We start from the raw sequence: 24976 nt of genomic DNA, 5'->3' as shown, positions 1-24976 counted from the left end.
CAGAAACATCTCAGCAAATGCTGTGTCGGATTCCGCATCGGAGCTTGTCACCAGCCGGGTGGCATTCTAGCCTCCAGCCATCATGACCTCGAAACCGAGCGCCTCCACCAAGCAGTCCGCCGAATACGCCATCTACAAGCCCAACGGTCGCGGCGCCGGCGGCGTGATCCGCTTCGAGTTCAACCGCGCCAAGGGTGCCGTCTTTGTGGACGCCGCCTCACAGAGCGGGGAGAAGCAGTTCGACTGGGAGCAGAAGATCACCATGAAATGGGGCCTCTCCGATCTCGGCACGGTGCTGGCCACCCTCCAAGGCCGCCAGGAGCAGGCCAAGCTTTTCCACCAGTCTGAAAAGGCCAACAGCGCCTTCGAGCTCACCTTCCGCGATGATCCGCAGAAAGCACCTTACTTCATGAGCATGTCACGGCAGGAGGCCGCATCCAAGAGCGTCAAGAAAGTCACCATACCCGTGACCCATGCCGAAGCCGCGATCTTGGAAACCGCCCTCCGTGCGGCGATCACACGGCTGATTGGGTGGTGAAGCAAGCATCGGCAGCGTGGCTCATCCCCAGCTCTCGTCCCGGTACATCGCTGGCGAGGTGTTGCGGTACTGCCGCAGCATGCGGCTGAGGTAGTAGCGGTTTGTCAGCCCGCATTCTTCGGCGATGGATTCGATGCTCTTCTCCGTGTGCCTCAGCTGCCTGCAGGCCTCGTCCAGCCGGTAATCCAGAAGCACTCGCATGGGCGCCTGCTGCAGCTCTTGCTGAAAGAGATGGTTTAAATTCCGCACGCTCAGCCCCGCGTGCCGCGCCACCTGCTCGGCGGTCAGCTTGATGCCGAGGTGCTGGTGCATGAACTCCATCGCCCGCAGCACCCGCGCGTCCAGATGCTGCTTTTCCCAGACACTGTCCGGCAGGCACTGCACGGCGGCGATCACCAGCTGGATCGTGGGCCAGGGAAACCTCGCCGCCACCTTCTCCTTGCTCAGCTTGATCAGCCCCGGGATCAGGCTCTGCATCAGCGTCGTGGTGCGAAAGCGGTGGATGCCCGGTGCCGCGCGGTCCGCCAGCGGCCCCAGGTTGAAATGCGCATACCACTTGCTGAAAGGCCGCGTCGTCGTGGTGCTGAAAGTCGTGTGTGGCGGAATCAGATACATGAAGCCCGGCTCCAGCGGCGTCTTCTCACCCTCGATTTCCACCACCCCTCCCGGGCTCACCGGCCAGTACAGGCGCCAGTAGGGATCATTCAGCCGCCGCAGCTCCCACTGCTGCAGTTCGATCTTGCGTGTGGTCAGGATGTCCACCGTCACCCCCGGCAGCGCCACCGTGCGCTGGCCCTGCACGCGATGCGCGGAGCCGGTGGGCACGAGGCTCAGGATGTTTTTGTTCGTCTGCATGGGCATTGCAAAATCCGACACAAATCTGGCGAGCCCGTGCATGGACGGCAAGCGGGGAGTGGCTAAGGATTTAAGCTCAACCAAACTGAACACACACCATGGCCGACATCCAAACCAGCGCTGCAGACAAGAAGGAAAAGGAATTCTTCACCGACGTCCCCCAGGAGGCCCCAGGCTTCTTCCTCAAGGGCTGCCACCAGTATGACTGGGGTCTCAAGAACCGCCTCTCCAAGGTCTTCAACCCCAAGGACGGCCGCACCGTCATGCTCGCCTTTGACCACGGCTACTTCCAGGGCCCCACCACCGGCCTGGAGCGCGTGGACCAGACCATCCTCCCTCTCGCCCCCTACGCCGACTGCCTCATGCTCACCCGTGGCATCCAGCGCTCCGTCATCCCCGCCTCCACCACCAAGGCCATCGCCCTGCGCGCCTCCGGCGGCACCTCGATGATCAGCCCCATGGAAGAGTGGGAAGGCGAGCTCGACGGCAAGAAGATCAAGTTTGGCCGCCCCGGCTTCGAGCCCCTTTCCAATGAGAGCACCGCTCTCAACATTGAGGAAGCCATCCGCCTCAATGCCTCCGTGCTCGCTGTGCAGGTCTTCATCGGCAGCGCGTATGAGCGCCAGTCCCTCAAGAACCTCACCGACCTGGTGGATGCCGCCAGCCGCTACGGCATCGCCGTCATGGGCGTGACCGCCGTGGGTCGTGCCATGGCCCGCACGCCGCAGTACTTCCGCCTGGCCACCCGCATCATGGCGGAGCTGGGAGCCAACATCGTGAAGTGCTACTACACCGAGAAGGAGTTCGACACCGTGACGAGCTGCTGCCCGGTGCCGATCGTGATCGCCGGTGGCAAGAAGCTGCCAGAGCTCGACGCGCTGAAGATGTGCGCCAACGCCATCAAGCAGGGCGCGAGCGGCGTGGACATGGGGCGCAACATCTTCCAGAGCGACGCCCCCGTCTCCATGATGCAGGCCGTGCACGGCGTGGTGCACGGCGGTCTGAACGCCAACAAGGCCTTCGAACTCTACAACGACCTCAAGAAAAAGGAGCTGCGCAAGAAGTAAGCTTCAGCAGACCCAGCACATTCACAGGGGGGGGATCATCTTGATCCCCCTTCTTCCACGCACTGCTCCAACCACTCCAGCCTTTCCTTCCGACCATGTCACTCAACGCCAATCAAGCCCGCCTCATGATGCTGCAGGTGGCCGACGCCATCATCGCCGCCGAACCCATGCTCTCCCAGGCCGACCGCGACCTCGGCGATGGCGACCACGGCCTCGGCATGAAGCGCGGCATGGAGGCGGTGAAAGCCCAGCTTGAGCCCATGGACCCCGCCAGCGTGGAGCAGGTTTTCGTCACCACCGGCACCGCCATGATGACCAGCATGGGCGGAGCTTCCGGTGCCATCTTCGGCACCGTCTATCGCGCCGGTGGCAAGGCCCTCGCAGGCCGTCCGGCCTTCGACGCCGAAGGCCTCTCCCTCTTGCTCTCCGCCGCCCTCGAAGGCGTGATGAAACGCGGTGGCGCCAAGCCCGGCGACAAGACTATGATCGATGCCCTGGCCCCCGCCGCTGAGAAAGCGCGCGAGTCCACCGCTCTCCCTCTCACCGAAGCCCTGACCGCTGTCGCCGCCGCTGCCGAAGGCGGCAAGGAAGCCAGCAAGAACATGATCGCCCAGTTTGGCCGCGCCAAGACGCTGGGTGAGGCGTGCCTCGGATTCCCGGATGCAGGTGCCTGCTCCGTCGTGGTCATGCTGAACACGATGCGGGATTTTGTAGTGGGTTGACTTGTAATTTACCGAGTTAGAATTTGTTCTGGCAAGGTGGACTCATACTCTTTCAGTTTCGCTTTGAGATACTTGTGATGTTCGATAAAACGAGGGTCAGAAATTGGGTAAACATCACCATAACAATCCTCATAAATAAATCGTAGAAATGACAAAAGCAGTTCGCGAGACACATACTTTGGAAGTGCTGTTCGCAGCGGAACACACATCAAGGTAAAGGAATATTCCTTGGCTTCTGGCGAAAGAGAAATTCGTGGACACCGATAAGGAAAATCAAAAATAACGGCTTTCATTCCAAGCGCTTTTGCACTCTGTCGAAATTTAACAGGCCGCGCTCGTCTCTCGGTAATTTCATTTTGCGGAAGTGCACCTTCCACACCTTGCATGTCAAAGAATAGAAAATCACAGTGATGTTCAGCATCTAGCAGCACCTTCTTAAGGTAAGATAGCATTAAATCGGCAGCTTTTCGACGAGCTTCACGAACTTCTTTATTGATTCCAAAATAGCTCACAATAGCCTTCCTGCGGTGGCGATAAAAATGACACATCAGAAAACCCACAACGTCGTTGTGATGCGAAGCAGTTAAGACGATATTTTCTACATCCAGATGACGGTCGTTAGGATTTGGGTTGGTAAACTCTAGTAACTCCTCGCAGCTATAATTAGTTCCATCATCTGTAAAAAGCGTTGTGTAAAGGTCGATCAATCCTGCCACCTCCTTATCGTTAGCACTTTTTATCCGACTAACTTTCACGCGATCTCTAATCAAGTTTTCCCACACGAAAGCGGCAGTGATTGTGCCTACCACCGCAAGTAGAGATTCAACGATCATGATACACTCAGGTTGAGGGGATTTATTTTTTCACATGAAACTCTGAACGAATTGCGGTCGCGCAGATTAGTAATAAGCACATGGCAGAATCAGGCATCGATTCATATTCTGCAAAAAACAAGTAAAATATTTTGAATATAATTTGGGTATAATCTTAGGTAATATGATTTAATAACATGCAATCTTGCTTGCATCCCACAAAAACCTGTCCGGTTTCTTCCGCTGGTGTGAGATAATGCCACACGCATGAACACTCACGAAACCCAGGCCGCGCAGGTTTTCCTGGCCCATCACGACTTTGTGAGAGGGGTGGCGCTGAAGTATGCACCGTGGCCGGGGCTGATGGAGGACATCGCGCAGCAGGTGTTTTTGGAGTTCATGGCCAAGGAGTCCCAGTGGGATCTGAGCACGGATGCCCGCCCGCTGCTGGCCACGATGACGCGGCACATCGCGCTGCGGCAGTGGCGGGAGCGCACCCGGCAGCAGCCCGAGGTGGTGCAAAAACTGGCTGACCACATCCGCCTGCTGGCGGAGGAGCGCGAGGCCCCGCCGCGCTATGAGGAAGAGATCAGCGTGCTGCGCGCCTGCCTGCAAAAGCTGCCGGAAAAAAGCCGCGAGCTGGTGGAACTCTACTACTACAACGACATCGGCACGCCGCAGATCGCCGATCAGATCAACATGAAAGCGGACACCGTCTGCCGCGCGCTTTCCCGCGTGCGTGAAAAACTGCGCGAATGCATCGAGCGCACCACTGCCAGCCAGGGAGGGCAAGCGCATGCCTGACACCGACACCCTCGTCCAACGCTATCTTGAAGGCACCCTCACCAGCGGCGAGGCCGAGGAACTGCATGCGCTGCTGCAAGCGCACCCGGAACTGGGAGAGCGCCTGCTGCAGCACTTTGAAATGGACGCCATGCTGCGCGCCACCAAACCGCTGGTGGTGGAGAGCATGAGCACCCGTCCTGCACTGCTGCCCCGCCGTCGCTTCACCTTTGCCACCGTGACCAGCGTGGCGGCCATGGCGGCCTGCATCGCCCTGCTGGGTGCGTGGTTGATCCATCAAACGCTGAGTCCGCAGCCCGAGAACGAGGAGGAAACCACCGCCTCCGTGGCCGTGCTGACTCGCGGGGTCAATCTGGAGTGGGAATCCGCCGCCATCGCACCCGGCACGCCGTTGTCCCCGGGCTGGTTGAAGCTCAAGTCCGGCATCGCCCAGATCGAGTTTTATCAAGGGGCCCGCGTCCTGATCGAAGGCCCTGCCGAGCTGCAGCTCGTCTCCTCCGGCGAAGCCACCTGCACCCGTGGCAAGCTCAGCGCCCAGGTGCCGCCGCAGGCCAAGGGCTTCCGCATCAACACGCCCAAGGGCACCATCGTCGATCTCGGCACCGAGTTTGGCCTGGATGTGGGCGCGCAGACGGCCGAGGTGCATGTGTTCAAAGGCGAGGTGGAACTGCATCGGCCCAGCGCGACCATGAAGTCGCTGAAGGAGGGCCAGGCCATGGCCATCGCAGGTGCGACGGCCGTGCTCCCGGCCAATGCTTCCGGATTTGCCTCGCTGAATGAGATCGACGCCCGCAGCGCCATGTCCCAGCGATTCCAGTTTGAGAAGTGGCTGGCCTCCAGCTCTAAGCTGAACGCCGATGCCAGCCTGCGCCTGCGCTTTGATTTTCAGGAGGATGAAGGCTCGCGCTCCCTGCGCAACCACGCTGCGAACGGCGCGCAGATTGCCGATGGCAGCATCGTCGGCGCTTCCTGGACCACCGGCCGCTGGCCGGGCAAGCGTGCCCTGGAATTCCGCAACGTGAGCGACCGCGTGCGGCTGAACATTCCCGGCGAGACCAAGGCGCTGACCCTGGCCGTCTGGGTGCGCGTGAACGGCCTGGACCGCACCTTCAACTCCCTCTTCATGTCCGAAGGCTGGGGCGACCGCAAAACCCACTGGCAGATCATGCGCGACGGCAGGGTGCGCCTCGGCATCGCCGGTGGCGGTGGCGCGGCGCATGTGGACCACGATACACCGGTGCTCTTCACCCCCGAGCGCTTTGGCCGCTGGACGCACCTCGCCGTGGTGTATGATCCCGCCACCAAGGAGGTGCGTCACTATGTGAATGGCGAGCTGCTGACCCGCTCTGGGCTCAAGGACACCACACCGCTCAAGATCGGAATCGCCGAACTCGGCAACTGGAACGACCGCCGCAGCTCCGGCGGCGTGGCCATCCGCCTCCTCAGCGGCGCGATGGACGAGTTTGCATTCTGGGACCGCGCGCTGAGTGACGAGGAGATCGCGGGCTTGGCCAGGTAGAGGGTTATTGACAATGCTGGTGTAAAACATAGTTTTACCCATGGTCAAAACCATCAGCAAGATCGGCAACTCTCAGGGGCTCATCTTCGACACGGCCCTCCTCCAGCTGGCCCGGCTGAAGGTTGGGGATGAGGTGAATGTGGAGGTGCACGCCGGTGGCACCATCACCATCACTCCCATGAACCCTCAGGTCATCGAGGCCGAGAAAGCCGCCGAGAGCATCAAACGGCTGATCCAGAAAAACAGCGAGCTTTTCCGCCGCCTCTCATGAGCCCCGCCATTCTGCATCCGACGCTGGAAACGGCTCTCGCGATCCATGCCGAAATCCTTGCGGCGCAGGGTGGCAGTCCCGGCCTGCAGTCCAGAGCGCTGCTGGAATCTGCCCTGGCGGCTCCCCTGGCCTTGCAGTCGGGGCCGTCGTCGAACCAGGACCCTGTCGAAATCGCAGCAGCCTATCTGTTCTATCTTGGGCGCAACGACGCCTTTGTGGAGGGTGGCCAGCGGTTTGCCCTGGCCGTCTGCCTGGTGTTTTTGAGCGAGAACGGCTTTCTCAAAACCGAAGAGCTCGATGCGAACGCCTGGGAAAACCTCACCCGCGAAGCTGCCTCTGGCATCCTGAGGCGAGAGGAGGTGACTCAAAAAATGCGGGAACTGCTGGCCTGGGCAACGGGATAAGGGCTGCTTTTTAGTGCAGATCTGGAAGCGGGACGCACTGTCATTACGAGGCAAAGCAGCCCTGCACTCATACTTGACGAACGCAGCAGCACTGGATAAAAACGGCACGTCATGACATCCAAATTCTTATCTCTTCTCTCCCTCGCTGCTCTCACCTTCAGCCTCAGCCAGTGTGTGGCTCCTGCTGGCAGTGATGGCAGCCGTTCTGCTCCCTCGGGATCTTCATCCGGCGATGGCACCATCAAGCCTGGAATGACCAAGGCGCAGGTCATCGCTGCCTGGGGGGAGCCCGATGAAAAGAAAACTAGCGCCAGCGGCGAACTCTGGCGCTGGGCTCAGCAGGGGTGGAAGCGCCACGTGCCGGTGTATGGCACCTGGGCGAAGGTGGAGGAGCATGTGGTGCGTTTCGGAGCGGATGGCAAGGTCGTCGGTGCCGGTACGGAAGACTACGGCAATGCCTTCCAGGAAGGCTGGCGCCGCAGCTATGGCCCCAACTGAGATACCTCTTTCATGAGAGTGACACCCGAAACATTCGTGTGTCGTAATGCCAGCATTTGAGCCGCCAGGATTGTTTGATCCTGGCGGCTCTGCGCGTCTGGCAGGAACTCCTGCTGATCATCCCCCCCTTCCCCGCCCCGGACCGGGCCATTCCGTGGAATGCCAATTTTTTATTGTCCGGTTTCTCCGCCCTGTGCGGTACTAGCTCTCCCGCCCGTTTTTTTTCCCCAACCCATGAAGCAGCTCCTACTCACCCTCGCACTCCTCGGCTCGGCCCTGTCCGCGCACGCGCAGGAATATCTCGAAGTCGCGGCAAATCCGGTCGGCGCCGGCAAAGGCAAAAAGATCGTCCTGGTGGCCGGTGACGAGGAGTACCACACCGAGGAGAGCATGCCCATGCTGGCCAAAATCCTGGCCAAGACGCACGGCTTCAACTGCATCGTGCTTTTCTCCACGGATGAAAAGGGCGGCTACATCGACCCCAACAACCAGAAGAACATCCGCGGCACCGAGGTGCTGGACGACGCGGATCTGCTCATCATCGGCACGCGTTTCCGCCAGCTTCCGGACGCGAGTCTGGAGCACTTCGCCAAATTCCTGAATGCCGGCAAGCCGGTGATCGGCTTCCGCACGGCCACGCATGCCTTTACCGGCAGTGCCAAGACCGGTGACTTCAAGTGGAGCGAGTTTGGCCTGAAGATCCTCGGCGAGAAATGGGTGAGCCACCATGGGCAGCACAAAAAGGAGGGCACCCGCAGCGTGGTGGTGGAGGCCAACGGCAAGAATGAAATCCTGAGCGGCGTGGGCGAAATCTTCTGCACCACCGATGTGTATGGCGCACCGGATGTGAAGCCAGAGAGCGACACCATCCTGCTGCGTGGCGCGGTGACGGAGTCGCTGGACCCCAAGTCCAAGGCGGTCGCAGGCCCGAAGAACGACCCCATGCAGCCCATCGCCTGGCTGCACGACTACACCTCCCCGGACGGCAAGGCCAAGGGCCGCTCCTTCTGCACCACGATGGGTGCCTCGCTGGACTACACGGACGAAAATCTGCGCCGTCTCATCGTGAATGCGGTGCACTCTCTGCTGAAGCTGCCGGTGCCCGCCAAGGCGGACGTCGCTTTCATCGACCCCTTCAAACCCACCGCCTACGGCTTCATCAAGGACTCCTCTTACTTCAAGCAGCGCAACCTCAAGCCCGGCGACTTTGCCACGGGCAGCAGCCCCACGATGGGCACGCCCGATGACAAAAAGAACGCTGCCAAGAAGCCGGAGGAAGTGAAGGCCCCGCATCAGCCCACCACTGAACCTGCCGCCGCCACCTCCGCCCGCCCCCAGGCCGTGGCACCCCCGAGCAAGGGTGAGCACATCGTGCTCATCGGCAACGGCCTCGCCGAGCGCGACACGTGGTACAGCCAGATCGAGACCGAGCTCCAGCTCCGCTACCCGGACCGCGAACTGTTCTTCCGCAACATGGGCCATGTGGGAGACACCCCCGGCTTCCGACCGCATCCCTCGCGCGCCTCTCAGTGGGCCTTCCCTGGCGCGGAGAAGTTTCACCCGGACAAGACCATCCACAACGGCCAGGGCTTTTTCTCCACGCCGGACCAGTGGCTCACGCATCTGAAGGCGGACACCATCGTGGCCTTCTTTGGCTACAATGAGTCCTTCGACGGCCCCTCCAAGGTGGGCAACTTTGAGGCTGAGCTGGACGCCTGGGTGGTGCACACCCTGAGCAAGGCCTACAATGGCAAAGCCGCGCCGCGCGTGGTGCTGGTGAGCCCCATCGCCTACGAAAACCAGAGCGCCAAGCGTGATCTGCCGAAGGGCGACACGGAAAACGCCAACCTGCTGCTCTATGCGGGGGCCATCGAGAAAGTGGCCAAGAAACACGGCCTGACCTACATCGACCTCTTCACCCCCACGAAGGAGATCGAGGCCAAGGGCGGCGAGTTTTTCACCACCGGCGGCTTCATCCCCACCGAGAAAGGTTATGCAGAAATCGGCAAGCTGCTGGCCACCGGCCTCTACGGCCACGCCAGTTACGAATCCAAGGCCGACCCCAGGCTGGTACGTGAGGCGGTGAAGGAGAAGGACTGGTTCTGGAACACGGACTACAACATCCTCAACGGCGTGCACGCGCATGGCCGCCGCTACAACCCCTACGGCCCGCAGAACTACCCCGATGAAGTGCAGAAGAGCCGCGAAATGACCGCGCTGCGCGACAACCTGATCCACGCTGTGGCCACCGGCAAAACCAGCGAGCTGAAGGTGGACGACAGCAAGACCCACACGCTGCCACCTGTGCCTACCAACTACGTGCCGAGCGTGAAGAACGGCAGCGAGAAGTACCTCTATGGCGAAGAAGCCCTGAAGTCCCTCACGGTGCCGGAAGGCTACAAGGTGGAGCTGTTTGCCTCCGAAAAGGAGTTCCCCAATCTGGCGAACCCGATGCAGATGTCCTTCGACAACAAGGGCCGTCTCTGGGTGGCCACCATGCCCACCTACCCGCACTACCGCCCCGGCGATGCCATGCCGGACGACAAGATCCTCATCTATGAGGACACCAATGGTGACGGCAAGGCCGACAAGGAAACCGTCTTTGCCGACAAGCTGCACCTGCCCATCGGTTTTGAGTTCACCACAGAAGGCGTGTATGTGACCCAGGAGCCGAACCTCGTGCTGCTGCGCGACACCAACGGCGACGACAAGGCCGACAGCATGGAGATCGTGCTCGGCGGCTTTGACACGCACGACACGCATCACGCCATCAGCGCCTTCACGGCGGACCCCAGCGGTGCCTTCATGCTGTGCGAGGGTGTCTTCCTCCACTCCAATGTCGAGACGCCCTACGGGCCGGTGCGCTGCGTGGACGGCGGCTTCTTCCGCTACAGCCCGCAGCGCGGCCTGCTGGAGCGCACCATCCAGATGAGCATCCCCAATCCCTGGGGCTTCGTGTTTGACCAGTGGGGCCAGGACTTCCTGCTGCACACCTCCGGCACCACCATGAACTGGGCCCTGCCCGTGGAGGTGAAGCCCACCTTTGGCAGCAAGACCCCTTCCACCGCCGACCTCGTGCCGGACGGCCACAAAGTGCGCCCCACCAGCGGCCTTGAGATCGTCTCCTCCCGCAACTTCCCCGACGAAGTGCAGGGCGACCTCATCTATTGCAACGCCATCGGCTTCCTCGGCATCAAGCAGGTCAAGATTGAAGACAACGGCGCCGGCTGGAAAACCGCTCACCGCCAGGACCTCCTCGTCAGCACGGATGGCAACTTCCGCCCCGTCGATCTCGAATTCGCACCCGATGGCTCCCTCTACGTCATCGACTGGCACAACGTCCTCATCGGCCACATGCAGCACAACGCCCGCGATCCCCTGCGCGATCACGTCCACGGCCGCATCTATCGCATCACCTACCCCGGCCGCCCTCTTGTGAAGCCCGTGCCTGTCGCCGGTGCTCCGCTCGCCACCCTGTTCGAAGACCTCAAGGAACCCGAACTCCGCACCCGCTACCGCGCCCGCCGCGAACTGCGCGCTCGCGATCCCAAGGAAGTCCTCCCCGCCATCAAGACCTGGGCCGCAGACCAGAAGGACACCCACGCCAAGCTCGAAGCCCTCTGGGTCACCTGGGGCCTGAACGAAGCCGATGAAGGCCTCCTGCGCGAAATGCTCGCCTCCTCCGACTTCCACGCCCGTGCCGCCGCCGTCCGCGTGCTGCGCTACAACACCCACCGCATCGCCGATCACGTCGCCCTGCTCGAAAAAGCTGCCGCCGATGAACATGGCCGCGTGCGCCTCGAAGCCGTCGTCGCCGCCTCGTGGCTGCCAAACATTCCCGCCGCCAAGAACATCGTCGCCATCGCCGCCAAGCTGCCGCAGGACGACTGGAACAAGGCCGCCATCAAAACCGCCGCCGACCGCCTCGCTGGCGTGGCGGAAACCGTGAAGCCCGAGCACCCCGCGGTGCCCGCCCCTGCCTACCTGAGCGACGCCGCCAAAAAGCAGTTCAAGCTGGGCCAGGAGATCTACAACCGCGAAGGCCACTGCGTCACCTGCCATCAGCCGAACGGCGCCGGTCTTGATCCCGCCTTCCCCAGCATCGTGAACAGCCCCTGGGTCACCACGGACCGTGACCGCCTCATCAAGATCGTCATGTACGGCCTGATGGGTCCCATCAAGGTCGGCGGCAAGGAATACAACGGCCAGGTGCCCATGACTCCCTTCGGCGGCATGCTCAAGGACGAGGAAATCGCCAGCGTCCTCACCTTCGTGCGCAACCACTTCGGCAACAAAGCCGACCCAGTCACAGCAGCCGAAGTCAAAGCCATCCGCGACGCCAACCCCGGCCGCATGATGCTCTTCACGACGGACGAGCTTTTGAAGCTGCACCCGATGAAGTAGACGCGCAAACAGACGATTCTTGCTGCAACGCCGGGTGCCTAACAGCCCCGGCGTTGTTGTTTTGCCGAATCCGACACATCCTTTGCCGGTAGTTTTGGATAAACGGGTGCGTTTATCCACGCGCCCAACCATGAACCGTCTCCTTTTTCTATCCCTCCTGTTCACCTCCTTCGCCTCCGCGCAGGACGGCTTTAAACCGCTTTTCAACGGCAAGGACCTCACCGGCTGGGACGGCAATCCCGAGCTGTGGAGCGTGGAGGACGGCTGCATCACGGGCAAGACCACCGGGCCGGAGCAGCTGGCGTACAACCAGTTCCTCATCTGGCGCGGCGGGAAGGTGAAGAACTTTGAGCTGCATGCGAAGATCAAGGAAAGCGGCAACAACACGGGCATCCAGTACCGCAGTAAGGAGCTGCCGGAGAACGGCAAGTGGTCCATCGGTGGTTATCAGTGTGACATTCACCCGGCTCATCCGAACAACGCGATGGTGTATGAGGAACGCGGACGCGGCATCATCGTGCAGAACGGCCAGGGCGTGGTGATCGACCCCGAGGGCAAGCGCTGGCTGGCCTCCGAGCACGAGCCGGTGAAGGTGGACATCGCCGAATGGCACGAATACACCATCATCGCTCAGGGCAATCATTTGATCCACAAGATCGACGGCAAGGTGACGATCGACCTGCTGGACTTTGAGGAATCCAAGCGTGCGCTGGAAGGCTTGGTCGCTTTTCAGATCCATCGCGGGCCTGCGATGAAGGTGCAGATCAAGGATGTGATGCTCAAGGAACTGCCGGATGGCGGCGTGATCTCGTTTGAGAAGTCGGCCATCCCCAGCGATGCGCAGATCATCGAGGCCAAGGCACCCGCGAAGGGCAAAGGCAAGGCAGCTGCACCGGCCAAGGGTGATGGCAAAGGCAAGAACGCTGCCGCCAAGGGGAAGCCGAAGCGCGCAGAGGCGGTGGGGCCAGCCATCGGTGCGAATGTGGCCACACCGGTGACGAACATCAAGACGCTGCCTGATTTCAAAGTGGAGCTGCTCTACTCCGTGCCTGGTGGCGAGCAGGGATCCTGGGTGAACCTTTGCACGGATGACAAAGGCCGCATCTACGCCAGTGACCAGTATGGCTGCCTCTACCGCTTCAGCCCGCCTGCTGCAGGCCAGCCTTTGAAGGCTGCGGATGTGCAGAAGGTGGCGGCAGAGATCCGTGGCGTGAACGGCATGCTCTTCGCCTTTGGTGCCCTCTACATCGGCGTGAACGATTACGAAAAGAAGATCCCCAGCGGCGTGTACCGCATCACTGACAGCAACAATGACGACATGCCCGACAAACTGGAGATGCTGCGCGAATTTGACGCCGGCAGCGACCACGGTGTGCACGCCATCTTGAAGACGCCGGACGGCAAGGGGCTCTATCTCATCAGCGGCAACAATGCCGTGCTCAAGGAAGGACCGAAGGCGGGCACGCTGGACACCTCTCCTGTGGCAAAGTTTTGGGGCGATGACCATCTGCTGCCCCGCATGCCGGACGGCCGTGGCCACAACCGCCATGTGATGGCTCCTGGCGGCATCGTTTACCGCTTCTCACCGGATGGAAAGCAGTTCGAGATCTTTGCATCAGGCTTCCGCAACATCTACGACGGCGGTGTGAACCGCGAGGGCGAGCTCTTCGTGTACGACGCAGACATGGAGTATGACTTCAACACCTCCTGGTACCGCCCCACACGCATCAACCACGTGGTCAGCGGCGGCGAGTACGGCTGGCGCAACGGTGCTGGCAAGTATCCCGAGTTTTACTATGACAACCTGCCCGCCACGCTGAACATCGGTCCGGGCTCGCCCACCGGCTGCAGCTTTGGCTACGGCGCGAAGTTCCCTGCCAAATACCAGGACGCCTTTTATGCGCTCGACTGGAGCTGGGGTAAAATTTACGCCGTGCATCTCACGCCCAGCGGTTCCACTTACACCGCCACGAAGGAAGAGTTTGTCACCGGCGGTCCGCTTCCGGTGAGTGATGCGATCATCGGTCCAGACGGCGCGATGTATTTTACGATCGGCGGCCGTCGTGTGCAGAGCGGGCTGTATCGTGTGACATACACGGGCAAGGAGTCGACCGCACCCGCGATACACGAACCGCAGATCACGGCAGGTGCCAACCTGCGCCATCAGTTGGAGGCATTTCACGGCAAGGCAGACGCGAAGGCTGTGGCCTTTGCCTGGCCACACCTCAGTGACAAGGACCGCTACATCCGCGCCGCCGCCCGCACGGTGCTGGAGCACAATCCGCTTTCTGAATGGGAAGCCAAGGCGCTGAATGAAAAGAATGCCACTGCACAACTTGAAGCCCTGCTGGCGCTCGCTCGTGTCACGGGCGTGTGCCCCACGCACCGCGCTCCGGACCATGTGGTGAACACGGCGATGCGTGACAAGATCTTGGCTGCGCTGCTGAAGCGTGACTTTACCAAGCTGAACAATGAGCAGCGCATGGCCTACGTGCGCCTCACTGAGATCGTGCTGCATCGCTTTGGCAATCCGGACGATGCCATCGTGGCTGCGATCATCGCCAAGCTCGATCCTGCGTATCCGGCGGACAATTTTGAGCTCAACTGGCTGCTCACAGAAACACTGGGCTATTTGCAGGATCCAAAGGCTGCGGCGAAGGGCATGGCCCTCATTGCTGCAGCAGAGAGCCAGGAGCCACAGATGGAATATGCACGCAGCCTGCGCTTTCTGAAGACCGGCTGGACCAAGGAGCTGCGCACGCAGCAGCTGGAGTGGTTCCTGAAAGCGGCGAACTACAAAGGCGGTGCCAGCTTTGACAAATTCATCGAGTTCATCCGCAACGACAGCCTCACCACCTTTACGCCCGAGGAAAACGCGCAGCTGGCCGAGCTGATCGCGAAGAAGCCCGAGCGCAAATCCGCCATCGAAAACGTCGGTGCCATGTTCGTGGGCCGCACGCCCACGATGTGGACGCTGGATGAACTCAGCGCCGCCGCCAAGACCGGCATGAAAGGCCGCAGCTTTGACAACGGCCGCAAGATGTTCACCGCCGCCGCCTGCTACACCTGCCACCGCTTTGGCAATGCCGGCGGCATGACCGGTCCTGATCTCACTGGCGCTGGCGGCCGCTACAGCCCGCACGACCTGCTCGACAACATCATCAACCCCAGCAAGGTCATCAACGAGCAGTTCGCCCCCATCATCGTCACCAAGAACGACGGCAGCGTGATGAGCGGTGTGGTGGTGAACCTGAGCGGCGATGGGGTGACTCTCAACACCGACCTCACTGACCCCAACCAGCGCGTGAACGTGGACCGCAAGGAAGTGAAGAGCATCGAGCTCAGCACCGTCTCCCCCATGCCACCCATGCTGCTCGCCATGCTCAAGAAGGACGAGATCCTCGACCTCGTGGCCTACGTGCTGAGCGGCGGGGACAAGGGCAATGCGATGTTTGGGAAGTAAGCTGAGCCAATATCCTTTCCTCGACGGCTTTTGAGAGCTCCCTGCTTTTGCTGGGAGATCAACCTCTGTGCTTCGTTATCAACGCCCCATGAAACTCCATTCCACGATTCTTCACGCCTTCCGTGGCTTGATCCTGGCCGCAGCTTTGCCTTCCATGGTTTCCGCTGCGGAAAAGCCCAACATCCTCGTCATCGTCGCGGATGATCTTGGTTATGCTGACATTGGCGTGCACGGAGGAAAGGTGGTGCCGACGCCGAACATTGATGCGCTGGCGGCCAGCGGGGTGCGCTGCACGAACGGCTATGTGACAGCGCCGTATTGCAGCCCTTCGCGAGCCGGGTTCCTCACGGGGAAATCGCAGACGCGGTTTGGGCATGAGTTTAATCCGCATGTGGGAGACGAGGCAAAGCTGGGGCTGCCACTGGACCAGCGCACGATCGCCAATGTGCTGCATGATGAGGGCTACGCCACAGCACTCATTGGCAAATGGCATCAGGGTTTTGATGCGGCACATCATCCGCAGTCGCGCGGCTTTGATGAGTTTTTCGGCTTCCTCGTGGGCGGACACAATTTCCTGCTGCACAAGGATGCGGACCCGGAGTTTGGCTCCGCGCATTCGCACAACATGATCTACCGTGGCCGCGAGCTGCAGCACCTGGACGGCTACACGACGGATCTCTTCACCGACGAAGCGCTCGGTTTCATGAAGCGCCATGCGCCCAAGCCGTGGTTTCTCTACCTGGCCTACAACGCCGTGCACACGCCGCTGGAGATCGCGGACAGGGTCAAGGATCGGATTCCTGCAGATGTTACGGACCCTAACCGGCGTGGTTATCTTTCGCTGCTAGTGGCGCTGGATGATGACATTGGCCGCATCACCGCCGAGTTGAAGGCGAAGCATCCGAACACGCTGGTGTTTTTCTTCAGCGACAACGGCGGCTCAGGCAGAAAGCCCTTCTTGGCCTACAACACGGGTGTCAACACACCGTTGCGGGGTGACAAGGGCCAGACGCTTGAAGGCGGCATCCGAGTGCCGTTCTTTGTGAGCTGGGCCGGCAAGCTGCCCGCAGGCAAGACCTATGACCAGCCCGTGAGCACCATGGACATCCTGCCCACGGCCTGCGCTGTGACCGGAGCCAAACAACCTGACGGAGTCGAAGGTGTGAACCTGCTGTCGTATCTCAAAGGCGAAGTCACCACCGCACCACACGACACCCTCGCCTGGCGTTTCGGTCCGCAGAAAGCAATTCGCCAGGGAAACTGGAAACTCGTGGATGTGCGCGACATGGAGGCCAAAACCGAGTCCGGCTGGCAGCTCTATGATTTGAGCACTGACATTGGCGAAGAGCACAACCTTGCCACCTCCAAGCCCGAGCTTGTGGCCAAACTTTCCAAGACCTGGGAGGAGTGGAACGCCAAAAACATCGCGCCGCAGTGGCACGGCTCCCCGCACGAAGACCCCACCGCGCCTCAGAAGCCTGCGGCAAAGGCTGGCAAGGCGAAAAAGAAGTGAGCGGAACGGCCTTTGCACAGGCCGCAGGCATCATCCTACAAAGAGCAAAGGTTGCACTGAAAGCAGCCCGCGTTCAGCGTTTGATAGAACTCCTCCTATGCCCGTCTTTTCCGATCCCTTTAGCGAAGCCCGCAGCACCGCCGGCGTGATGAAGTGCCCCTTCCATGGCGAAGACATCACCATGATCCTGCGCCACGAGGATGTGCGCAAGGCGGCCAAGGACTGGCAGACCTTCAGCTCGGACGCGCCTTTCCGCGTGCCGATTCCCTCAGAGGAGGAAGTGCGCACCATGCGCCAGCTCCCCATCGAAACCAATCCGCCGGAGCACACCGACTACCGCGCCATCGTGGAGCCTTTTTTCCAGCGCGCCAAAGACCCGGCGATGATCGCGCAGGTGGAGGCGCTGATGGAGGGCATGCTCACGCAGGCGCTGGGCCGCGACTCCATCGAGATCGTCAACGAATTCGCACTGCCCATTCAGTCACGCGCGCTGACGCATCTGCTCAACGTGCCCGCCTCGGAAGGTGAAACCTGGATCGGCTGGGGCATTCATGTGTTCAAGGTCACGGGCGGCGAGTTTAAAAAGGGCAACGTGCTGGAGGATTACCTGCACGCGCAGTTTGACCGTGCAGAGGCGAATCCAGGAGAAGACTTTTTCAGTGCCCTCACACAGGCGGAGTATCGCGGGCGCAAACTCACCCGTGAGGAGATGATGGGCTTTGCCAATCTGGCCTTTGCCGGCGGGCGTGACACGATCATTCACACCATCTCCTGTGCGCTGGGTTATCTGGCGGAGCATCCGGAGGCGCTGGAGTTTCTGCGCGAAGATCCGAAGCGCATCACGTTGGCGAGCGAGGAGTTTTTCAGAGTCTTCATGCCGCTCACGCACATCGGCCGTGTGTGTCCGGCGGACACTGATGTGAATGGTGTCACGGTGAAAGCCGGCGAGCGCATTTCGCTCGCATGGGCCTCTGCCAACTTTGATGCCAATGCCTTCCCGCAGCCCGAGGAGGTGCGCCTGGACCGCAAACCCAACCCGCACCTCAGCTTTGGCTTCGGCACGCATCTCTGTCTGGGCGCACCGCATGCGCGGCTTATCCTTCGCACGCTGCTGAGACTGTGCTGCGAACGCGTGAAGCGCATCACCATTCTCAAAGCCGAAGAGCGTGTGGAGCATGAGGCCAAGTTTGACCGCACGCTTGGCTATGATTCGCTGGTGGTGAAGCTGGAAGCCTTGGGTTCGCCATGCTGATCGTGGCTTTTGGCTGAAGCCGCACTTGTCAGTGTTCCAGGCCCAGCAGCTTCAGGCTGTCGCGGTGGATCATGGCTTCGATCTGGTTCACGTCCAGACGCGGGAGCTTGGTGCCTTCGAGCATGTCGTTGAGCTTGCGGATGCCGTCGATGGAGGCGTTCACGGTGGTGAAGGGGAAGTCGGTGCCGAAGAGGAGCTTGTGCCAGACGCCGTACTCCTGGGCGAGCATGAGCGAATTGTAGAGCTGCCAGGGGCGGTAATGGAGTGCGCTGACGTCGGCGAAGACATTGGCGTGCTTGCGGATGGTGACGAGGCATTCGCCCTCATAGGGATGGCCGAGATGCGCGAGGATGATCTTCAGCTCAGGATGTTTCAAAGCCACGGGCTCGATGAGGCGCGGGAGGGTGAAGGCCAGCGGGGCCTGGGCGATGAAGGTAGTGCCGGTGTGGAGGAGCACGGGCAGGGCGTGCTTTTCGGCGTACTGCCACAATGGGTCCAGCTGAGGATCGTCCGGGCTGAAGCCGGCATACATGGGCATGAGCTTGATGCCGCGCAGGCCGAGCTCCTCATGGCCGAAGCGCATCTCGCGCTCCCAGTTTTCCTGAGTGGGATCGAGGGCCAGAAAGCCGATGAGACGTGCAGGATCGCGCGCGACGTAGTCTGCCACGGTCTTGTCATCGACCCAGAGGCCGCTGAGCTTTGCTTTGCCGCCGAAGACGATGGTGCGGGTGTTCTCCGGGGCGCTGGCGCGATAGGCCTCGTACGTGGCGCTGATGTCCACCTTCACGCCGGGACGTGCGCGGCCAGCCTGCTGGATGAAGTCTTCTGAGAAGTCGGAGGGGAAATTCCAGGCGTGGGAGTGGACGTCGATGATCATGGGCGGGAGAGTCGTCGGCATAAGTACGCCGTGAAGGGGCAGGAACTGGCATGCGGCGACTGCTGCGGCGGTCATGGCGCGTCCGCCGGCGCCAGAAGAAGTTGAGGAGAACAGAGACGTTTGGCCTGGCCGCTCCGGCACAGGCATGCGAAGGGGGCTGGTGACAAAAATACCGATAGAAAGCACGCGGAGGGAAAAAGGCGGCGCTGTGGGGAGCGTTTTCTGTCCGCGCCCATGAACGGACCTCCCACCTTTCCCACACCTCCTGCGGCTCGACATCAAAGCCTCCGTATAGGCATGTGCAGTCATGCCTTCACCAGCGCCAGCATAGCCATTTTCAGATGAACACAGTCCTGCCCACACTCGTCCTGCTGGCGGCCGCCCTCTGCCAGCTCCCGTTTCCGCTGCGCGCCGCGCCGCCTGAGTCCACAGCGCAGTCGACATTGCGCGCCGTGGATCTCCGCATCGGTGAAGCCGCTGAGGTGAAACTCGCGGACGGCAGCGTGGCCAAAGTGAAGCTGCTGGACCTGCAGGAGAAGACAGACACAATGGCCAAGGCTGTGCGCGAGGCCCGCGTGAAGGTGGTGGTGAATGGAGTGGAGGCTTGGATCATGAGCGCGAACTACCATCTGCCCAAGCCTGTGGGCGGTGTGCAGATCGACTGCCCGATCACGCGCGGCTACAATGCCAACAGCGGCGAGGATTCCTGGGGGCTGGAGAAAGACGCACGTCTGCGCCTCTGGCCCGCAGGCGCGTCGTGGATCGAGCCCGGGACGTTTGTGTATCCGCTCAAGCAGCGCTGGTTTGCCACCAGCACGCAGTTTGCCAATGAGCCCACCTATGTGGACGGCGGCGACAAGCCGGACCGGAAGAAGATTTATTATCACAACGACCTCGACTTCGGTGGCTGCGAAGGGCTTGTGGAAGTCGTGGCCGCCACAGATGGACTCGTGGTCAGTGCTCGGGACAAGACGCTCGACGGCTACTCCCTCACGCCCGTGCGTCCGCGTTACGATGTGGTCTATGTGCTCGATGCCAGAGGCTGGTATTACCGTTACAGCCACTTCCACAGCATCGATGACGCCATCCAGCCCGGCACGCGGGTGAAGATGGGGCAGCGCATGGGCCTGCTGGGCAAGGAAGGCGCCAGCGGCGGGTGGTCGCACCTGCACTTCGGCATCAAAAGCCGCCAGCCCTCGGGCAAATGGGGGACGCAGGAGGCCTACGCCTTTGCGTGGGAGAGCTACGTGCGCGAGCAGAAGCCGCAGGTGATTGCCGTGGCGCGGCCGCATCATTTCATCCGTGTAGGCGAGAGCATCACGCTGGATGCGTCCAAGTCCTGGGCCGCCTCAGGCAAGATCGCCAGCTATGAGTGGACGCTGGCGGATGGCACGAAGAAGAACGCGGCCACTTTTGAGCGCACCTACACGCAACCTGGCAGCACCAGCGAGATCCTCAAAATTACCGACGATGCCGGGAATACGAGCTACGACTTTGCCATCGTGCAGGTGATCGGAAACGACCTCGTGAACATCCCGCCCGCGATCCATCCGAGCTTTTCCCCCACGATGAACCTCAAGCCCGGCCAGGAGATCACCTTCAAGGTCCGCACCTTCCGCGATGCTGGCGGAGAGACCTGGGACTTTGGCGACGGATCCCCACCTGTGAATGTGAAGTCCGACGGCAACGCCAAAGCCCTGGCCAAAGACGGCTACGCGACCACCACCCACACCTTTTCCATGCCCGGTGACTACATCGTGAGCGTGCAACACGCCAACGCACGCGGGGAGAAGGCGCTGGGGCATCTGTGGGTGAGGATCGGGAAGTAAGCGGCGCATGCCAGCGCTTCACATCGATCATGCTGCTGCTGCGATCATGCGATCAAACTGGCGATCCACCTCGCGTTTGGTTTCGTCGTCGAGTTTGAAGCCGACGGGGCCGCGCACGAGGGTGTTTTTGAAGATGCCCTGGCGGACGAGGAGGTGCTTTTCGACGGCGAGGAAGCCATCGAGGCTGGTCTGCATGGAGATGAGGGCGGAGAGGGGGCCGTGGATGCGGTCGGCTTTTTCGGTGTCGCCGGATGTGAGCGCATTCCACAGCGGGACGAGGCCGCGGATGAGGTCCGCGCCTGGCATGGTGCCGACGACGCCGCGCTTGAAGGAGTCCACCAGCGCGATGCCGCCGGTGCCTTCGAAGACGCGGGCGCGACCTTGGGTGGCATCGCGGAGTTCGGAGAGCTTGGGGCCGATGGGGGAGGCTTCGGGTTTGTACTGCACGCGCTCGGGGCCGAACTCAGCGAGCAGCCGCGCCTGCATGGCGATGGGCATGGGCTTGCCGACGTAGCCGCTGGCGTCCTGCACGATGACCGGAATCTGGATGGCGTGGATGATGCGGGTGTAATAGGCCAGCAGCTCGCTCTCGCCGATGCCGATGGAGACGGGCGGGATGGCCATGACGGCATCTGCTCCGACGCTCTCGGCGTGCTTTGCATAGCGTTCGGCGGTCTTGGAGGATTCCGCGCCCACGCTGATGATGACGGCGCCGCGTGCTTTGCCAAATTTGCATGCGGCAGCGGCAAGTGCTTCGCGCTCCTCGCTGTCGAGCCGCAGGGTTTCGGAGACCATGGCCATGACGATGCCGTGGGAGCCGCAGTCGTAGAGCCAGGAAATTTCGCGCTCGAGTGTTTCGAGGTCGAGCGTTTCATCGGCATGCCATGGGGTCTGGAAGACGGGAAGGACGCCGTGGAGTGGGGGGGGGGGAGGCATGGGCTGGGGAGGGGGAGGGGAACTTCTGATTTCATCAATCGTCAATCGTGCGTGCCCTTGGTGTCTTGGAGACGGAGGATTGACGATTGAAGAGCCATCGATTCTTGATTTTTGAAGTATGAGCCGGAGGGTTGAATTTAAACGCGAATGCTTTGAGGAATGACCGCAAATTGACGCGAATCAGAAAGAGGGCTGAAGTTTCACCATAGCAGCTTGCCGCCATCGAGGATGAGGACGCTGCCGGTCATGAAGCTGCTGGCTTCGCTGGCAAGGTAGAGGGCCAGCGGTCCGATCTCATCGGGGCGGCCCCAGCGGCCCATGGGGATGCTGGTGGCGACTTCGCCTTCGAACTCGGGGCGCTCGCCGATCCAGCGTTTGTTGGCATCGGTCATGAAGGGGCCGGGGGCGATGGCGTTAACGGTGATGCCGTGCGCGGCCCAGTCGGCGGCCACAGCTTTGGTGAACATGATGAGTGCACCCTTGGAGGTCTCGTAGCTGCGGCCGCGCATGGCCTTGCCGGGCCAGAGGGCATTGATGGAGGCGATGTTGATGATGCGGCCCCATTTGCGCGGGATCATCGCTCCGCCGATGCGCTTGGTGAGGATGAAGGCCTGAGTGAGATTGAGGTCGAGGATGCGCTGCCAGTCTTCGAGGGGGAGATCTTCGGTGGGGGTGTTGATGCGGCGGCCGCCGACGTTGTTGATGAGGATGTCGATGGGGGCGTGATCGCGCAGCACCGTGTCGCAGAGGCGCTCGGCTTCCTCGGGCTTGGAGAGATCGGCCTGGATGGAGGTGACGTGGACATTGGCACTGTGCAGTTCTTCGCAGGCTTTTAGCAGGTGCTCTTCGTTGGAGCCGGAGATGATGACCTGGGCACCGGCCTCCCCCAGCGCACGCGCCATTTCCAGACCAAGGCCGCGAGAGCCGCCGGTGATGAGGGCACGGCGGCCGGTGAGTTTGAAGCGATCAAAAACAGGCATGGGAAGAGATCGCCTCAACGGGCGAAGTCTTTCAGGCTCGCCTTATCACGCTGCCTTCGGCTCCCGGATATGCGCCCAGCAGTGCACATGCGGGTCGCCGCGGAAGAACCAGACCATGTTGGGGCCTTCGATCTGCCAGACGTCCCAGACGCCGTGTTTGCCAACGTCCTGGTTTTTGAAGAAGGCCGTGTGCAGGCTGTCGAAGCCGCCGGCCTCGATGTACTTCATGGACTCTTCGCGTTCGGACTGGCGGAAGGGTTTCAGCAGATCGGCGAGGACTGTTTTGACGAGGTCTTTCTGGTCGGCTCTGAGGTCGGCGACGGAGATGCCTTCGAGGCCCTGGGTCTTGCCGGTGAGCTTGACGGTGTCGCTGCCGTCTTCGTCGCGGGATTCGCCCAGGAGGGTGGTCTCGCGCTGCTTGCCGTCGAGGGCTTGAAAGACTTCGTTGGCACGCTGGGCCTGGAACCAGTAGGCGTTACCAGGGTGAGTGGGCTTTTCATTGAAGCCCTGGGCGGCGTAGCCGTAGAAGATGGGGCCGCCAAAGGCCGCGCCTTTTTCGCTGTCTCCATTGCAGCGGCGGGTGCAGTGGCGGCCGGTGAGGACGAACTCGAACTGGTTGGTTCCGGGCTGGCCAAAGATGGCGATGGAGGCGCTGCCAAAGCCGCCGTCTCCTTTGTTGTACTGGTCAAACTGACGCCAGACCTCGGATTTGTATTCGTCGCAGTGAAGCTTGTCGAAAATCTGGCGCACGAGGTCCTTCTGGTCGGGTTTGAGGACGTCGCGGATCTTCTGCGGGGTGGTGTGCCATTTGTTATCCACCTTGAGGCGGCGGGTATCGCTCCAGGCAAAGCAGAGGGTCTAGCGCTGGGTCTCGCCCATGCTGCCGTAGAGCTGCTGCACGAGGGTTTCGGAGGTGGCTGGGGAGATGGCACCAAAGGCGGGGCCGGGCAGGCCTGCAGTGGCGGCCTGGGCACTGCGGGAGAGGAAATCGCGGCGGTTCATGGCCGCAGGGCGGGGATCGTGTTCATGGCTGGTTTGTACCAAACGCCGTCTGCAGTGGAAAGTTTTTGTTTATCGGGGCTCCATCACGATCCGGCATGGAAACGATGCTGAACGGGTATTTTCAGCATGGATGAGAGGGACGTAATTCCCAATGTGAAACTCCTCGGCACCACTTTTTTGTGCGGCGCGCTCTGGCTGGCGCTGATCACGACCATGCATGGTTCATTGAACCTGAAGTGGTTCGCGCCCAAGGCTGCGGGCACGACACAAGCGGCGGAGGGCAAATTCCGCATCGGCTTCCTGCCGGTGACGTGCCACCTGACCTGTCCGGTGACGGATTTCATCAATCAACAGGTGGAAGGGCAGAGCTCGTTTGAGCCGGTGCGCTTTAGCGGCTGGCCGGAGCTGAAAGAGGCGTTTCTTTCGGGCTACACGCCCGCCACCTTCATCCTGGCTCCCATGGCCATGGCGCTACGGGAGCAGGGTGTGCCGATCAAGGTGGTGTACCTGGGGCATCGTGACGGCAGCGCGGTGATGGTGCACAAGGATTCCAAAATTTACCGCATGGAGGACCTGCGAGGGAAGCGGATCGCGGTGCCAAACCGCTACTCCAATCAACGCCTGCTGGTGTTCCGCGCGCTCAAGCAGGCAAACATGACGGTGAATGACATCGAACTGGTGGAGATGCCGCCGCCGGACATGCCGGCTGCGCTTTACTCCAAGGCCGTCGATGCGATCTCCAGCGGCGAGCCCTTCATGGGCCAGACTGAGCTGGACGGTTACGGGCGCGTGCTCTGGCTGACGAAAGACGTGTGGCCCAACTTCATCTCCTGCGTGCTGGCGGTGCGCGAGGACTTCATCAAAAACGACCGCGAAACGGTGCAGCGGCTGGTGGACGGGATCGCGAGCAGCGGCAAGTGGCTGGACACGAAAATGGACAACCGCATGGACGCGGCGAAGTTTGTGGCGAAGAACTACTACAATCAGCATCCGCGCCTGCTGGAGTTTGTACTGAGCAAGCCGCCGGACCGCGTGAAGTATACCAACCTGGCGCTGCGGAAGCCGGACTTCGAAGAGATCGAGGCGCTCGCGCGGGAGGCGGGTGTGATCACCAAGGATGTGGTCTTTGAAGATTATACGGACACCTCGTTTGTGCCGGATGATTCCCAGGTAAAGCCGTCCTCCTATGAGGGGCTGAAAGGCGGAGAGGTGCCGCCGAGAAAGTAAGCC

Annotated in this window: 21 protein-coding genes; 14 read left to right on the top strand and 7 right to left on the bottom strand. The window is 61.2% G+C overall.

From position 1 onward, the window contains the following. Positions 1-82: 82 nt before the first annotated feature. Positions 83-538: a hypothetical protein gene (locus ACZ5WW_RS14540; protein WP_377171430.1), complete on the top strand. Its 456-nt coding sequence runs from the start codon at positions 83-85 to the stop codon at positions 536-538. Between the two features lie 21 nt (positions 539-559). Here the strand turns inward: ACZ5WW_RS14540 and ACZ5WW_RS14535 are convergent, their stop codons facing one another. Beyond that, positions 560-1393 (bottom strand): AraC family transcriptional regulator, encoded by an 834-nt coding sequence (locus tag ACZ5WW_RS14535; protein ID WP_377171428.1) that lies wholly within the window; start codon positions 1391-1393, stop codon positions 560-562. 98 nt (positions 1394-1491) lie between these two features. Here ACZ5WW_RS14535 and ACZ5WW_RS14530 point away from each other — a divergent pair, with 98 nt between their 5' ends. Next, positions 1492-2460: a 3-hydroxy-5-phosphonooxypentane-2,4-dione thiolase gene (locus ACZ5WW_RS14530; RefSeq protein ID WP_464694154.1), complete on the top strand. Its 969-nt coding sequence runs from the start codon at positions 1492-1494 to the stop codon at positions 2458-2460. Positions 2461-2555: 95 nt separating this feature from the next. Next, positions 2556-3182 (top strand): dihydroxyacetone kinase subunit DhaL, encoded by a 627-nt coding sequence (gene dhaL / locus ACZ5WW_RS14525; protein ID WP_377171900.1) that lies wholly within the window; start codon positions 2556-2558, stop codon positions 3180-3182. An 8-nt stretch (positions 3183-3190) separates the two neighbouring features. Here dhaL and ACZ5WW_RS14520 read toward each other — a convergent pair whose 3' ends face one another. Continuing rightward, on the bottom strand, positions 3191-4015 hold the full coding sequence (locus ACZ5WW_RS14520) for a hypothetical protein (protein ID WP_377171902.1): 825 nt from the start codon (positions 4013-4015) through the stop codon (positions 3191-3193). Between the two features lie 246 nt (positions 4016-4261). On the opposite strand from ACZ5WW_RS14520, the gene ACZ5WW_RS14515 reads away from it, so the two are divergent. The 9 genes from ACZ5WW_RS14515 to ACZ5WW_RS14475 all read left to right on the top strand — a co-directional run bounded on the left by ACZ5WW_RS14515 (position 4262) and on the right by ACZ5WW_RS14475 (position 18122). Further along, entirely contained in the window at positions 4262-4798 is a 537-nt protein-coding gene (locus ACZ5WW_RS14515) for an RNA polymerase sigma factor (RefSeq protein ID WP_377171904.1), read from the top strand. Further along, complete coding sequence (locus tag ACZ5WW_RS14510; RefSeq protein ID WP_377171906.1) at positions 4791-6317, top strand: LamG-like jellyroll fold domain-containing protein; 1527 nt, start codon at positions 4791-4793, stop codon at positions 6315-6317. Before ACZ5WW_RS14515 ends, ACZ5WW_RS14510 begins: the two co-directional genes overlap by 8 nt. Positions 6318-6357: 40 nt before the next feature. Then, the gene (locus tag ACZ5WW_RS14505) at positions 6358-6588 is read left to right on the top strand and encodes an AbrB/MazE/SpoVT family DNA-binding domain-containing protein (protein ID WP_377171908.1); all 231 of its coding nucleotides are present in this window, start codon (positions 6358-6360) and stop codon (positions 6586-6588) included. Further along, a complete protein-coding gene (locus ACZ5WW_RS14500; protein WP_377171910.1) occupies positions 6585-6992 on the top strand; it encodes a type II toxin-antitoxin system death-on-curing family toxin in 408 nt (135 codons plus the stop codon). The genes ACZ5WW_RS14505 and ACZ5WW_RS14500 overlap by 4 nt, the downstream gene beginning before the upstream one ends. A gap of 111 nt (positions 6993-7103) precedes the next feature. After that, positions 7104-7490 carry a hypothetical protein gene (locus tag ACZ5WW_RS14495; protein ID WP_377171912.1) on the top strand — a complete coding sequence of 129 codons (387 nt, stop codon included), beginning with the start codon at positions 7104-7106 and terminating at the stop codon, positions 7488-7490. Between the two features lie 234 nt (positions 7491-7724). Beyond that, positions 7725-11894, top strand: coding sequence for a PVC-type heme-binding CxxCH protein (locus ACZ5WW_RS14490; RefSeq protein WP_377171914.1), 4170 nt, complete (start codon positions 7725-7727; stop codon positions 11892-11894). A 130-nt stretch (positions 11895-12024) separates the two neighbouring features. Then, a complete protein-coding gene (locus ACZ5WW_RS14485) occupies positions 12025-15357 on the top strand; it encodes a 3-keto-alpha-glucoside-1,2-lyase-like domain-containing protein (protein WP_377171916.1) in 3333 nt (1110 codons plus the stop codon). A gap of 88 nt (positions 15358-15445) precedes the next feature. After that, on the top strand, positions 15446-16870 hold the full coding sequence (locus tag ACZ5WW_RS14480; protein ID WP_377171918.1) for a sulfatase family protein: 1425 nt from the start codon (positions 15446-15448) through the stop codon (positions 16868-16870). Positions 16871-16967: 97 nt separating this feature from the next. Continuing rightward, positions 16968-18122 carry a cytochrome P450 gene (locus ACZ5WW_RS14475; RefSeq protein WP_377171920.1) on the top strand — a complete coding sequence of 385 codons (1155 nt, stop codon included), beginning with the start codon at positions 16968-16970 and terminating at the stop codon, positions 18120-18122. Between the two features lie 28 nt (positions 18123-18150). On the opposite strand, the gene ACZ5WW_RS14470 is transcribed toward ACZ5WW_RS14475, so the two are convergent. Further along, complete coding sequence (locus ACZ5WW_RS14470) at positions 18151-19020, bottom strand: amidohydrolase family protein (RefSeq protein ID WP_464694153.1); 870 nt, start codon at positions 19018-19020, stop codon at positions 18151-18153. 320 nt (positions 19021-19340) lie between these two features. On the opposite strand from ACZ5WW_RS14470, the gene ACZ5WW_RS14465 reads away from it, so the two are divergent. After that, positions 19341-20828 carry a PKD domain-containing protein gene (locus ACZ5WW_RS14465; RefSeq protein ID WP_377171924.1) on the top strand — a complete coding sequence of 496 codons (1488 nt, stop codon included), beginning with the start codon at positions 19341-19343 and terminating at the stop codon, positions 20826-20828. Positions 20829-20855: 27 nt separating this feature from the next. Here ACZ5WW_RS14465 and ACZ5WW_RS14460 read toward each other — a convergent pair whose 3' ends face one another. The 4 genes from ACZ5WW_RS14460 to ACZ5WW_RS14445 all read right to left on the bottom strand — a co-directional run bounded on the left by ACZ5WW_RS14460 (position 20856) and on the right by ACZ5WW_RS14445 (position 23746). After that, complete coding sequence (locus ACZ5WW_RS14460) at positions 20856-21764, bottom strand: dihydrodipicolinate synthase family protein (protein ID WP_377171926.1); 909 nt, start codon at positions 21762-21764, stop codon at positions 20856-20858. A 200-nt stretch (positions 21765-21964) separates the two neighbouring features. Next, positions 21965-22744, bottom strand: a complete 780-nt coding sequence (locus ACZ5WW_RS14455; RefSeq protein ID WP_377171928.1) for an SDR family NAD(P)-dependent oxidoreductase — start codon at positions 22742-22744, stop codon at positions 21965-21967. 45 nt (positions 22745-22789) lie between these two features. Continuing rightward, on the bottom strand, positions 22790-23563 hold the full coding sequence (locus tag ACZ5WW_RS14450) for a DUF3500 domain-containing protein (protein ID WP_377171930.1): 774 nt from the start codon (positions 23561-23563) through the stop codon (positions 22790-22792). A 39-nt stretch (positions 23564-23602) separates the two neighbouring features. Then, entirely contained in the window at positions 23603-23746 is a 144-nt protein-coding gene (locus tag ACZ5WW_RS14445) for a twin-arginine translocation signal domain-containing protein (RefSeq protein ID WP_377171932.1), read from the bottom strand. Between the two features lie 153 nt (positions 23747-23899). On the opposite strand from ACZ5WW_RS14445, the gene ACZ5WW_RS14440 reads away from it, so the two are divergent. After that, on the top strand, positions 23900-24973 hold the full coding sequence (locus ACZ5WW_RS14440) for an ABC transporter substrate-binding protein (RefSeq protein ID WP_377171934.1): 1074 nt from the start codon (positions 23900-23902) through the stop codon (positions 24971-24973). Positions 24974-24976 lie beyond the last annotated feature (3 nt).

This window comes from Prosthecobacter fluviatilis (assembly GCF_055388355.1).
The sequence above is the reverse complement of the archived record's forward strand: the minus strand, read 5'-3'. Positions and strand labels throughout refer to the sequence as shown.